This window comes from Kocuria salsicia, assembly GCF_039532055.1.
GTDB lineage: Bacteria > Actinomycetota > Actinomycetes > Actinomycetales > Micrococcaceae > Kocuria > Kocuria salsicia.
In genome coordinates, this window is record NZ_BAAARF010000003.1 from 320,068 (window position 1) to 332,952 (window position 12,885).

Below are 12,885 nucleotides of genomic sequence, written 5' to 3' on the forward strand. Positions count from 1 at the left end.
CACCTCGGAACTCTCGTCCCGTGGTGGGCGGGTGCCGCGTCGTCGTTGCCGGACTGTCAGGCCGTAGCTCCGGCCTCCGTCGCGGAATCCTGCCGCGCGGCGTCGCCGTAGTGCACCTGCTCCCCCTGCTGGGACACCGCGGGCTGCTGGCCCGTGGCACTGTGCTGCGACTGGCACTGCGGGCGGTGCTCGCGGTGGTGAACGGGCTCCTCCTTCGTCTCGTCCTTGCCCGTGAGGGCGGACTCGTTCTTGTGGTGGCCCAGGATGGTGAGGACGGCCCCCAGGATGACCCATCCGATGAGTGCCCAGATCTGCCCGGCGATGTTCGCCTCAGGGAAGTAGGACAGGTCGCGCAGCAGTGTGCCGGACAGGCCCGGAACGAGCCACTGGCCGATCTCACCGAACGGCGCCAGGATGAATTCCTTGGGTGACTGCAGGGCAGAGATCGGGTTGCCGATGAACATGGTCAGCACCGCGCCGATGGCAAGGCCCGCACGGCCGAGCAGTGAGCTCAGGCCCACGATCACGGATGCCGTGGCGGCGATTCCCAGGCCCACGGCGGCCCAGTTGGCGAAGAAATTGGCGATCAGGAACCCGAACAGGCCCTGCAGGATGGCGGTGAGCATGAGACCGCCCAGCACGCCGTAGAGCGCGATTGCGAGCAGGTGCTTGCGGACGCCGGTGACCAGCGTGGAGATCAGCACGCCGCCGATCACGCCGCCGATGGTGAGGGGCAGGCCGGCGATGGCGAGACCGCTCCCCCGCGGATCGTCCTCGGACAGGGGTACCACGTCCGTGGTCTTGACCGTGGGCGGTGTGCCCGCCTGCTGCCCGGAGCCCTGCTGGCCCTGCAGGGCGGCGAGCCCGCTCGGGCCCTGGCTCAGGGCGGAGGTGATCTTCTGCAGAGCCTGCGTCGTGTTCTCGATGACCTGCTGGTCGATCCCCCGCTGCATGGTGGTGCCGATGCCCGTGAGCATCTGGGACGCGACGGGGCTGGCGGCGCTGGCCGTCAGGATCTCGGGCTCGCCGCCCAGGACGATGCCGCCGTAGACCTCACGGGTCTTGATGCCGTTGATGATGTCCTGGCGGTTCGCCACCGGGTGCAGCTCGAGCATGTTGTCCGGGATCTTCTCGGAAATGGTGGCGATCTGCTCCTGCGTGCCGATGATCGCGACCGGCAGGTTCTCGGTCTTCGACGTGGCGGTGGGCCACGCGAACGCGAGCAGGACGATCGACACGGCGACCGTGGCGATCAGTGCAGCACGGACGCTCTCGGTCCATGCGGGCCTCTGGCGGGGCTCCGGGGTCCTGACGTGCGACACGACGCACTCCTTCCACAAGGAATGTTTGTTCTTGAAGAGTGTGGGCCTCCTCCGATAGCATATCAAGAACGATCATTCGTTTTTGGAGGAACACGTGCCCAAGGTCACAGAAGAGCACCGGGAACACATGCGTCGGCGGATCCAGGAGGCGGCGTTGACGTGCATCGGCCGCAAGGGGTTCTCCGCCGTGTCCATGGCGGACATCGTCGCGGAGTCAGGGCTCTCCGCCGGCGCCGTGTACGTCTACTACAGGGGCAAGGACGAGCTCTTCCTGGATGCCAGCCGCGGCGTGATGCGCGACCGCCTGGGCCTACTCGGCCGCCTGCGGGAGCAGCGCCCCCTCCTCCACCCGGCGCGCGCCCTGGCGTTCGTGGTCCAGGACATCCCGGAGCGAGGCGCCTTCCCGGGACTTCCCGTGCAGGTGTGGGGCGAGGCGGTGCGCCGCCCCGAGATGCAGGGCGTGGCACTGAAGATCCTCGCGGAGGCACGCTCGCACCTGAGCAGCTACCTCACCGACTGGCTGGTCACCGAACGGGGCCTCGGGGACGACGACGCCGCGCTGCTGGCCGAGCGCCTCGCCCCCGCCTTCATCGGCATCGTCCAGGGCTACATGGTGCAGGTGAGCCTCTCCCCCGATCCCGACCGGACCCACGAGAACTACGTGGCGGCCGTGGAGGCACTGCTCAGCGGTGTTCTGTCCCCGGCGTCGTCGCCCCGGGGCGAACCGGCGCCGTCAGCTCAGAGCACCGAGCGGTAGACCTCCAGGGTCTGCTCCGCGATGGACTCCCACGCGAAGTGCTCCTCCACGCGGCGTCGCCCGGCCTGGCCCATGCGGCGGGCGCGCTCAGGATCGGTCACGACCTCGGTCAGGGCCGCGGCGAAGTCGTCCACGAACTTCTGGGGGTCCAGGGGCGTGCCGGTGCCGTCGGTGACCTGGTCGATGGGGACGAGGCGTCCTGTCTCGCCGTCGACGACGACCTCGGGGATGCCGCCGGTGGCAGAGGCGACGACGGCTGCGCCGCAGGCCATGGCCTCGAGGTTGACGATGCCGAGGGGTTCGTAGATGGAGGGGCACGCGAAGGCGGTGGCGTGGGAGAGGATCTGGATGACCTCGCGGCGGGGAAGCATCTTCTCAACGAGGACCACGCCGTCCCGTTCGGTCTTGAGCTGGTCGATGAGGGCGTTGACCTCGGCGGCGAGCTCGGGGGTGTCCGCAGCACCGGCGCACAGCACGAGCTGGACCTCGGGGGGCAGCTGGAGGGCGGCGCGCAGCAGGTAGGGCACACCCTTCTGGCGGGTCACGCGACCCACGAAGACCACCGAGGGACGGGCGGGGTCGATCCCGTACTCCGCGAGGACGTCCGTGTCCTGGTCCTGGTGCCACTGGGAGACGTCGATGCCGTTGTGGACGGTGTGCACGCGCTCGGGGTCCACGTTGGGGTAGGAGCGCAGGATGTCCTGGCGCATTCCCTCGGACACGGCGATGATCGCGGCGGCGGCCTCGTAGGAGGTCTTCTCCGCGAAGGAGGAGATCCGGTACCCGCCGCCGAGCTGCTCGGCCTTCCAGGGGCGAAGGGGCTCCAGGGAGTGGGCGGAGAGCACGTGGGGGATGTCGTACATGAGGGAGGAGAGGTGTCCGCCCATGTTGGCGTACCAGGTGTGGGAGTGGACGAGGTCCGCGCCCTCGACGTCCTGGATCATGGTGAGGTCCACGCCGAGGGTCTGGACGGCGGCGTTGGCGGCGACCAGTTCGGTGGGAACGGGGTAGGCCGTGACGTGGGCGCCGTGGAAGTCGGGTTCGCGGGGCTCGCCGAAGCAGCGGACGTTGAGGTCCACGAGCGGTGCGAGCACGCGGGAGAGCTCGGCCACGTGCACCCCCGCTCCCCCGTAGATGGCCGGCGGGAATTCTTTGCTCAGGATGTCTACTCGCACAGTGTGAGCGTACTGCACATCACACGGGCTCCACGGGCGACGGGAGCCGCGCGGCGAGCGCAACACGTCGGCAACACTTGGGTTGGCGTGGTGGCGCGGTGCTCCGGGTGGGAGACAATGGCGGGAACGACCAGTCAATGTCGACGCCGCGTCGTGGTCCTTGGGGCCCTGACCCGCTCGGGAAGTGAGAGGTACTAATGTCACGACACAAGAAGGTCCTTGCCATCGTCTTGGCGGGCGGTGAGGGCAAGCGTCTGATGCCGCTGACCGAGGACCGGGCGAAGCCCGCGGTGCCGTTTGCGGGTGGCTACCGTCTGATCGATTTCGCTCTGTCCAACCTGGTGAACTCCGGGTACCTGCAGATCGTGGTGCTGACGCAGTACAAGTCGCATTCGCTGGACCGTCACCTGTCCGAGACGTGGCGGCTTTCCACGCAGCTGGGCAACTACGTGACGTCCGTGCCGGCGCAGCAGCGCCGCGGCAAGGATTGGTTCCTGGGTTCGGCGAACGCGATCTACCAGTCCATGAACCTGATCGACGATGCGGATCCGGACATCGTGGTGGTGGTGGGTGCGGACCACGTGTACCGGATGGACTTCTCGGACATGGTGCGCAAGCACGTGGAGTCCGGGGCGAAGGCCACGGTGGCCGCGGTGCGTCAGCCCATGGAGATGGTGAAGTCCTTCGGTGTGATTGAGACGGACGAGCAGGATCCCACGCGGATCGCGCGGTTCGTGGAGAAGCCGGACACGACGACGCCGCTTGCGGACGATCCGAACTCGTTCCTCGCGTCCATGGGCAACTACGTCTTCGACCGGGATGCCCTCGTGGAGGCGCTGCGCACCGACAACCGCAAGGCGGACACCCACCACGACATGGGCGGGGACATCATGCCGTACTTCTCCGAGCGCGGTGAGGCGCGGGTCTACGACTTCACGCACAACGACGTCCCGGGCTCCACGGAGCGCGACCGCCAGTACTGGCGGGACGTGGGCACATTGGACTCGTACTACGACTCGCACATGGACCTGATCCGGCCGCTGCCGGTGTTCAACCTGTACAACTACGACTGGCCCATCTACACGCACCAGATCATGGCCCCGCCGGCCAGGACGGTGCGCGGGCCCAATGGCCAGGCGGGTGTGGCGTTCGATTCCATCGTCTCCCCCGGTGTGCTGATCACTGGCGGCCACGTGGGCTCCTCGGTGCTGTCCCCCAAGGTGAAGGTGGGGCACGACGCCCGGGTCACGGAGTCGGTGCTGATGCAGAACGTGCAGATCGGTGCCGGCGCCACGGTGCACCGCTGCATCCTGGACAAGAACGTGGTGGTTCCTCCGGGGACCACGGTGGGCCTGGACCGCGAGCATGACCTCGCGCGCGGCCTCACGGTCACGGACTCGGGGCTGACGATCGCTCCGAAGAACTATCGCTTCGAGAGCTGAGCGTCCGCTCCCGAGCCGCCTGCGCCCCGTCACGGATTCGCGTCCGTGGCGGGGCGTTCGCGTGTCCGGTCGGTGCTGGTGTGGCCGTCCCGCCCCGCCTGTCACAGGCCCTGAGCCGGTCTCCTGCCGCGGGCCCGGTACTCGGCCGCGAGGGCGGTGAGGAGGCCGACGCCGACGCGGGGCGCGCGGCGGCGTCGTGGGATGCGGGTCACGCGTGTGTGGTGGTGCCTACACTGGGGCCATGGTATCCAGCCTGACCAGAGACGAAGCGACGACCAGAGCCGAGCAGATCAGGGTGGTGGACTACCGGGTCACGGTGGACCTGTCCGGGGCGGAGGACCCGCAGCGCGCCACTTTCGGCTCGGAGGTCACGGTGCGTTTCACCGCGGACGAGGGTGCGGAGTCCTTCATCGACTTCGTGCACGAGTCGGTGAGCAGCGTGGAGCTCAACGGCGAGCTGCTGGACGTGGACGACGTCGTGGAGGGTTCCCGGATCCGCCTGCCCGAGCTGGGTGAGGCGAACGAGTTGCGGGTGGTGGGGCGTGCCCTGTATTCCCGCTCCGGCGAGGGCCTGCACCGCTATGTGGACCCGCAGGACGGCAGTGTCTACATCTACACGCAGTACGAGCCGGCAGACTGCCGCCGGGTCTTCGCGGTGTTCGAGCAGCCGGACCTCAAGGCCGAGTTCCACTTCACGGTGCTCACACCGCAGGGCTGGCTGGCGGCGTCCAACGGCGAGCACCTGGGGGCCCAGCCGAGTGATGACGGGGACGTCCCCGGTGCGTTGAGCCACGAGTTCGCGCCCACCCAGCGGATCTCCAGCTACATCACCACCGTCCTCGCCGGGCCCTACGCCCGCGTCACGGACGAGTGGACGGGCACTGACCCCCAGGGCGAGTCCGTGAGCATCCCGCTGGCGCTGTACTGCCGCCGGGCGCTCGCCGAGGCCATGGACGCCGAGGAGATCTTCGCGCTCACCAAGCAGGGCCTGGACTTCTTCCCGAAGCTCTTCGCGTTCGCCTACCCGTTCGGCAAGTACGAGCAGGCGTTCGTGCCGGAGTACAACCTGGGTGCCATGGAGAACCCCGGGATGGTGACGTTCACCGAGGACTACCTCTTCCCGTCCGGGGCCACCCGCGCGCAGCGGGCGGGCCGGGCCAACACGCTGATGCACGAGATGTCCCACATGTGGTTCGGTGACCTGGTGACCATGCGCTGGTGGGACGACCTCTGGCTGAAGGAGTCCTTCGCCGAGTTCATGGGCGCCTACGCGTGCGTCCACGCCACCGAGTACACGGACGCGTGGGTCACCTTCGCCCTGGCGCGCAAGGAGTGGGCGTACCGCCAGGACCAGCTGCGCACCACACACCCGATCGTCGCGGACATCGTGGACCTCGAGGCCGCGCGGCAGAACTTCGACGGCATCACCTACGCCAAGGGCGCCTCGGTGCTCAAACAGCTGGTGGCCTTCGTGGGGGAAGAGTCCTTCATGGACGCGTGCCGCGCCTACTTCCGCCGCTTCGCATTCCGCAATACTGACCTCTCCGACTTCCTGGACGTGCTCGACGAGGCCTGCGACCACGACGTGCGCGCCTGGGCCCAGCTGTGGCTGCACACCACCGGTGTCCCGGTGCTCGCCCTGGACGCGCCCGACTCCACGGGGCACGACGCCGCTGCACCTGCGGGCCCGAGCCTCACCCAGGCCGCCTCGCCCTTGCGCCCGCACGTCCTGACCGTGGGCGTCTACGGACGCACCTCGGACGGAGGCCCCGTCACGGTGAGCGGGCGCGCCGAGGTGCGCGTGCCCGCCGAGAACGGTCCGACTCCCCTGCCGGAGGCCGTGACCGCGGCGCTCACCGGTGGACAGGCCGTGCGCGACCCGTTCGTGCTCGTGAACGACACGGACCTCACCTACTGCCTGGCCCACCCGGATGCGCGCTCCCTGCAGCGGCTCGGCCACGCCGTGGCGGAGGTCGAGGACCCCCTGGCCCGCGCCGTCGCCCACTCCCAGCTGTGGGCCGCGGTCCGCGATGGCCGTTCCCACCCCGGGGACTACGTCCGCATGGTGGCCGAGCGGTGCACCGGGGAGAGCCACGCGGCGATCCTCACCACCGTGCTGGACCACGCGCACCAGGCACTGGGCGAGTACGTCCCCGCGCCCCACCGTGTGAACCTGCGCCGTGTGCTCCTCGACGCCCTGCGGGACGCGCTGCTCGCGGCGGCCCCCGGCTCGGACGGGCAGCTGATCCTCGCCCGGGCCTTCGCACGCGAAGCCGCCCGGGACGGCACCTACGCCCGGCACATCCAGGAGTTGCTCGGTGGCACCCGCGTGGTCGAGGGACTGCCCCTGAGCCCCCAGCTGCGCTGGTCGCTGCTCACCGCCGTGACCGCTACGGGCCACAGCACCATGTCCGAGCTGCGCACCGAGCACGCCCAGGACCCCACTCGCGACGGCCACCTGGGCCACCTCCAGGCGCTCGCGGCCATGCGCTCGGACCGGGCCAAGCAGCAGGCGTGGGAGCGGATCCTCTCGGGCGAGCTGTCCAACGACGAACTCAGCGTCACGATCGCCGGCTTCCAGCTGGCCTCCCCCACGGTGCTGCGCCGCTACGAGGACGCCTACTTCGCAGGTGTCGCGCAGTGGTGGGACGAGCGCTCCATGGAGATCGCCACCCGCATGGTCCGCGGCCTCTACCCGCGCGCCCTGGACGTGCGCGCCGCCGGTGCGGACGTCGTGGACGGGCACCGCGTGGTGCGCGCCACCCAGCGGTGGCTCGAGGCGCACGGGGACGCCCCGGCCGCGCTGCGACGAATCATGACGGAGCTGCTGGACGAGGCCCGGCGCTCGGTGGACCTGCAGGCACGGTGCCTGGCCCGGTGAACCGCGGTCGGGGCGTCCACACAGTGGATGAACCTCGATGCGCAGGGATCAACGGATAGCATGTGGTGACACGCCGCGGGTGGACACCCGACGGCGCTACAGCGAGGGAGACCATGACCGATTACGCGCTCAACGACCGGGGGTCCTTGGACGTCGTCACCGAGAACTTCTACGACACGGAGATCATGCGCGTGTTCGGCGGGCTCTCCGTGGGCCGCGCGCAGTCGTGGAACGGTTTCGCGGCGCTGGTCCCGGAGCCTGACAACCCCTTCGACCCCCGCACCGTGTCCGTGCGCGTGGGCGAGAACAAGGTGGCCCACCTCAGCGCCCCGGACGCCCACCGCTACTGGCACCCGATCTCGCGCGTGATCGCCTCTGGCTACACCCCCGTGGTGCCCCTGCACCTTGAGGCCGAGCTGCAGCGGGAGGACGGCGTGGCGGAGGTGGACGCCCGCGCGGTGATCGACATCGCTCCCCCGGACATGCTCTTCCCCCTGAACACCGGCCCGGCCCAGGCGGCGGTGCTCCCCCAGGGCTCCTCCATCAAGGTGCTGGACGAGCAGGAGTTCGCGGAGTACCTGCACTCGATCGTCCCCGCCTCCGGCGAGGGCCGCGTGATCCTCACCCTCGAGGTCAACAAGGTCCGCAACAGCCACGGCGTCACCGTGGACACTGTGGACGTGCTCTACGAGCGCAAGCAGGTGGGGCGGCTGTCCACGCAGATGTCCCAGCAGTTCATCCCGATCATCCACTACGTGTTCGAGCACGACCTGCTCACCGCAGTGTGGGGGACAATTCGTGGCTCTTCGTTCGAGGTGTCCATGACCCTGCAGGCCGCCCGAGCCTCCGAGGTGCCGGCCCAGTGGTTCGAGGAGCTGCCCAACGACGTCCCTGAGCTGCTCCCGGACGCCGAGCACTTCGACGTCCCCCCGGCCTACGTGGCCGTGGAGTCGGACCGCGGACGCAACGCGAAGAAGTGGCGCAAGGGCTTCACCGCCGCCTCCCGCGCGGAGCACGCCGAGGCCCCCGCGTTCACGAAGGACAAGCCGGTGAGCGGGCCCGACCAGGCGCAGGCCGCCACGGGAGGATCCTCCCCGACCAGGGCGGCAGGAGTGACGGGCGGGCTGAAGCCGCTCGTCACGGGGCTGCTGATACTGACCGTCATCCTGGTGGTGCTCGGCGTGGTGCTGCTCGGCGTGGAGCCCCTGGCCACCACGCTCGTGCTGATCGTGGCCGTAGCCACCGGGTTCATGGCCGTCTACCTCCACAAGACGCTGTAAAGGGTCCTTCCACCCGTATGATTTCCCGCCGAGAACGGTTCCTGCAGATCGTCGAAGTGCTCACCAAGCACGGCTTCGGCTTCACCCTGGGCGGTTTGAAACCCCAGTGGCGCGCCCCCCTGGCCCGGGTCAAGCTGATCGACCCAGGAACGCTGCACACCCAGCCCGAGCACCTGCGCATGGCGCTGGAGGAGCTGGGCCCCACCTTCATCAAGCTCGGCCAGCTCGCCTCCACCCGCCCGGACCTGATGCCCCCGGGGTACTCGGAGGAGCTGCTGAAGCTGCAGGACCACACCCCGCCCATCCCCGTGGAGCAGATCCGCGCGATGATCGAGGCGGAGCCGGACTCCACGGCGGAGGAGATCCTCACCCACATCGATCCCACGCCCGTGGCCACCGGTTCCATCGGCCAGGCCCACGCCGCCACGTTCGAGGGTCGGCAGGTGATCGTGAAGGTCCAGCGCCCGGGTGTCACCGACGAGGTCAACCGAGACCTGGAGATCCTCACGGACATGGCCTCGTGGGTCTCACGCTACTGGAGGGCCGCGCAGGACTACGACGTCCAGGGAATCGTGGAGGAGTTCAGCTCCTCGCTGCGGGACGAGCTCGACTTCATCCAGGAGGCCCGCAACGCGCAGCGCATGGCCGAGAACTTCTTGGGCCACCCCCAGATCCACATCCCAGAGATCTTCTGGGAGGCCACGAGCTCCCGTGTGCTCACCATGGAGCGGATGTTCGGGGTCAAGATCAACAACTACGAGGCTCTCGAGGCCGAGGGCATCGACCGCCACCTGCTGGCCAAGGAAGCCACGGACGCCATCTGCAAGATGGTCTTCGAGGACGGCTTCTTCCACGCAGACCCCCATCCCGGTAACCTCTTCGTGGAGCCGGACGGACGGATCGGAATCATCGACTTCGGCATGGTGGGCAACCTGACCGAGGAGTTCCGGGACCACCTCATCACCCTGCTGCTGGGCGTGGTGCAGGACAATCCGCGCCGGGCGGCCACCGGCCTGCTGGGTCTCACCGACAGCGGCGAGCACGACATCGCCAAGCGGGAGATTGAGAAGGACGTGGCGGTCATGATGCGCCGCTACGCCAACAAGCCGCTCGAAGAGGTGCGGGTGGGTGCGCTGATGGCGGACCTGATCTCCGTGCTGCGCCACCACAAGCTGCAGCTGCCCCGCCAGTCCGCACTGTTGCTGCGCATGCTCGTGACCGCCGAGTCCATGGGCACGGGTCTGGATCCCGGCTTTGACCTGGTCTCCTCCGTGCAGCCCTACGCGGAGCGGTTCATCATGCACAGGCTCTCCCCCGAGATGCTGCTCAACCGGCTGCGGTCCTCGGTGGAGGACGCCGTGCAGATGGGGGTGGACGTCCCCGAGTACGTGCGACGCTTCATCGTGGTGCTCGAGCGCGGTGGCTTCGACGTCCACCTGCGCACGGACGAGCTAAACCCCCTGGTCAAGAGCGGTGCCAAGATCGGGCACCACGTGGTGGCCGGCGGCGTGATCGCCGCGACGATCAACGGCACAGCGCACATCATCGCCTCGGACCCGGAACGGTGGCAGAAGTACCACACGCCGTTGATCGTGGGGGGCATGTCCACCGTGGGGGTGCTCAGCGGCTACCTCGCGATCTCCTCCAACGTGGACCGGGTGCGCCACCTGGCGCGGGTGCTGCGGGGCAGCAAGACGAAGAAGACGGTGCGCTGAGCGGGCGAGTCGGCCGCGCGGCGGCGTCATCCCCGGGGCGGACGCGGAGGGTGGGTACTCAGTCGGTGGGGGCCTCGGCCGTCGGCACCTGGTCCTGCGCCGAGGACGACGCCGCCCCGGCCCGCGCCCGCTCGCGCGCCTCCGCGAGGTCCTGGGTGGTCACGGGCAGGGGCTGGCCGGCGGCGAAGGCGCGAAGTGCGTCCGTGGTGGCCACCTGGGTGCGGCGCACGTACTTCAGCCCCGGGGTGTGCTGGGTGATGGTCGCGTAGGCGAGCCCGGGCTGCTTGAGGTTGGCCACCAGGGCGCACAGCACACCCATCCCCTCGGGGGTGAGCAGCGTCTCCAGGGAATTCGCCTCCACAGCCATGACGGCACGGTCCCCGTTGAACAGCTCGTAGTAGGGGCCGAAGTCGTCCTCGACGTAGCGGACGCGGACGTCCGGGTGGTTGGCGAGGTAGACCCCGGCCACACTCACCCCCATGATGACGTCCGTGAGGTGGTGGAGCATGGCGGTGACTGTGAGGTACTCCTGGGCGGCTCGGCGCCCGCGGAGCCGGATGCCGTGGGTGGCGGCCGCTCGGACCTCGATGCTGAACGTGGAGGGGCCCATCTGCCTGATGGTGAAGTCCTGCGTGAACCCGGACAAGGAGTCCTCCGCGAAGCCCAGGACACGCTTGGTGAGCAGCTGCAGTCCGGTGAAGCTCTCGCGGGTCTGCGCCTGGGGAAGTGGAAGCTGCCGCCCCTCGGCGTCGCGGTAGGTCACCAGGACCGACACGTGGGGGGTTCGGGAGCGCGCTGCCAGGGGGTTGCGTGCCACGGTATCTTCCTTCGGATCTCTGAACCTGTCAATGAATGTCACGTGCCATGAGACATGAGGCGTGACCCGAGCTGCAGGGAATTCGGATCGCGCGACGGGGGGGGTGCTCGCGTCCGGTCCTGCATTCGTATGCACACAGTGTAGGTGAGGCTGACTAGGGGAAACACCATTTTTCACCCCCGATGCTGTCGCCACTATGGTGGACATCGGGTGCGGCACAGATCACTGGGGCGCGGGAGCGTCCCCTAGACTGTTGCGGGGCGGTAGCGGCCGCCGAAAATGACGATCCACATGCGGCGCCGGTGCGCATTCGGCCCGAGACAAGGATGGACTCCAGTGTTCACGATCATGCCGATCTATGGCACGCGCCCGGAAGCCATCAAGATGGCACCCATCGTCAAGGTGCTGCAGGACAGCCCGGACTTCGAGTGCGTGGTCACCGTGACCGGCCAGCACCGGGAGATGCTGGACCAGGTCAACGAGATCTTCGACATCACCCCGGACCACGATCTGAACATCATCCAGCCGCGCCAGACCCTCAACGGTGTGCTGACCCGCACGGTCGAGGGTCTGGACAGGATCTTCGAGGACACTCCCCCGGACGCCGTGGTGGTCCAGGGTGACACCACCACCTCCACCGCTGCGGCGATCGCCGCGTTCTACCGCGGGATCCCCGTGATCCACGCCGAGGCCGGGCTGCGTTCCTTCAACCTGTTCTCCCCGTTCCCGGAGGAAGCCAACCGCAAGATCACCTCGCAGATCACGTCCCTGCACCTGGCCCCCACGACCACGTCCAAGGAGAATCTCCTGCGCGAGGCCATCGCGGAGGAGGACATCGTGGTCACGGGCAACACCGTGATCGACGCTCTGCTGCACACCGTGGAGCAGCAGCTGCCCTTCACGGACCCCCAGCTCGAGAAGATCGCGTCCTCCGGCACGCGTGTGCTGCTGGTGACCACGCACCGTCGTGAGAACCAGGGCGAGGCGATGCGCGGCGTCGGACGCGCCCTGGCCCGGATCGCGGACGCGGAACCCGAGCTGACCATTGTGCTGCCCGCCCACCGCAACCCGGTGGTGCGCGAGGCGGTGCTGCCGGCCATCGAGGGCAAGTCCAATGTGGTCGTGACCGAGCCGCTCGCCTACGGCGAGTTCACCCGCATGCTGTCCGTGGCGCACGTGGTGCTGACCGACTCCGGCGGGGTGCAGGAGGAAGCGCCGTCGCTTGGCAAGCCCGTGCTCGTGATGCGCGAGAACACCGAGCGCCCCGAGGCCGTGACGGCCGGGACCGTGAAGCTCATCGGTACGGACGAGGAGCGGATCGTGACCGAGGTGGACCGGTTGCTCAACGACGATGCCGCATACCACGAGATGGCCAACGCCGTGAACCCCTACGGTGACGGCAAGGCCGCCGAGCGCTCCCTGGCCGCGATCGAGCAGATGTTCGGTGTGGGGCAGCGGATCGCGGACTTCGAGTCCCAGGCCTGAGCCCGCTCCTC

Annotated in this window: 9 protein-coding genes; 6 read left to right on the forward strand and 3 right to left on the reverse strand. The window is 68.7% G+C overall.

Features of this window, described 5'->3' with window-relative positions; genetic code table 11:
• Positions 1–56 precede the first annotated feature (56 nt).
• Positions 57–1,322 (reverse strand): ABC transporter permease, encoded by a 1,266-nt coding sequence (locus ABD264_RS01490; protein WP_303106481.1) that lies wholly within the window; start codon positions 1,320–1,322, stop codon positions 57–59.
• Positions 1,323–1,416: 94 nt separating this feature from the next.
• Between ABD264_RS01490 and ABD264_RS01495 the strand changes: the two genes are divergently transcribed.
• Entirely contained in the window at positions 1,417–2,079 is a 663-nt protein-coding gene (locus tag ABD264_RS01495) for a TetR/AcrR family transcriptional regulator (RefSeq protein WP_260983383.1), read from the forward strand.
• Here the strand turns inward: ABD264_RS01495 and glgA are convergent.
• Positions 2,061–3,254 carry a glycogen synthase gene (gene glgA / locus ABD264_RS01500; protein ID WP_144942926.1) on the reverse strand — a complete coding sequence of 398 codons (1,194 nt, stop codon included), beginning with the start codon at positions 3,252–3,254 and terminating at the stop codon, positions 2,061–2,063. The genes ABD264_RS01495 and glgA overlap by 19 nt on opposite strands.
• A gap of 197 nt (positions 3,255–3,451) precedes the next feature.
• Here glgA and glgC point away from each other — a divergent pair, with 197 nt between their 5' ends.
• The 4 genes from glgC to ABD264_RS01520 all read left to right on the forward strand — a co-directional run bounded on the left by glgC (position 3,452) and on the right by ABD264_RS01520 (position 10,572).
• Positions 3,452–4,696 (forward strand): glucose-1-phosphate adenylyltransferase, encoded by a 1,245-nt coding sequence (gene glgC / locus ABD264_RS01505; protein WP_144942927.1) that lies wholly within the window; start codon positions 3,452–3,454, stop codon positions 4,694–4,696.
• Positions 4,697–4,937: 241 nt separating this feature from the next.
• Positions 4,938–7,577: an aminopeptidase N gene (gene pepN / locus ABD264_RS01510; RefSeq protein WP_303106478.1), complete on the forward strand. Its 2,640-nt coding sequence runs from the start codon at positions 4,938–4,940 to the stop codon at positions 7,575–7,577.
• Between the two features lie 113 nt (positions 7,578–7,690).
• Positions 7,691–8,857, forward strand: a complete 1,167-nt coding sequence (locus tag ABD264_RS01515; RefSeq protein WP_303106477.1) for a hypothetical protein — start codon at positions 7,691–7,693, stop codon at positions 8,855–8,857.
• Between the two features lie 17 nt (positions 8,858–8,874).
• Positions 8,875–10,572 (forward strand): ABC1 kinase family protein, encoded by a 1,698-nt coding sequence (locus ABD264_RS01520; RefSeq protein WP_303106476.1) that lies wholly within the window; start codon positions 8,875–8,877, stop codon positions 10,570–10,572.
• Between the two features lie 58 nt (positions 10,573–10,630).
• On the opposite strand, the gene ABD264_RS01525 is transcribed toward ABD264_RS01520, so the two are convergent.
• On the reverse strand, positions 10,631–11,389 hold the full coding sequence (locus ABD264_RS01525; protein WP_303106475.1) for a hypothetical protein: 759 nt from the start codon (positions 11,387–11,389) through the stop codon (positions 10,631–10,633).
• A gap of 291 nt (positions 11,390–11,680) precedes the next feature.
• Here ABD264_RS01525 and wecB point away from each other — a divergent pair, with 291 nt between their 5' ends.
• The gene (gene wecB / locus ABD264_RS01530) at positions 11,681–12,874 is read left to right on the forward strand and encodes a non-hydrolyzing UDP-N-acetylglucosamine 2-epimerase (RefSeq protein WP_425554274.1); all 1,194 of its coding nucleotides are present in this window, start codon (positions 11,681–11,683) and stop codon (positions 12,872–12,874) included.
• The last annotated feature ends 11 nt before the right edge of the window (positions 12,875–12,885 follow it).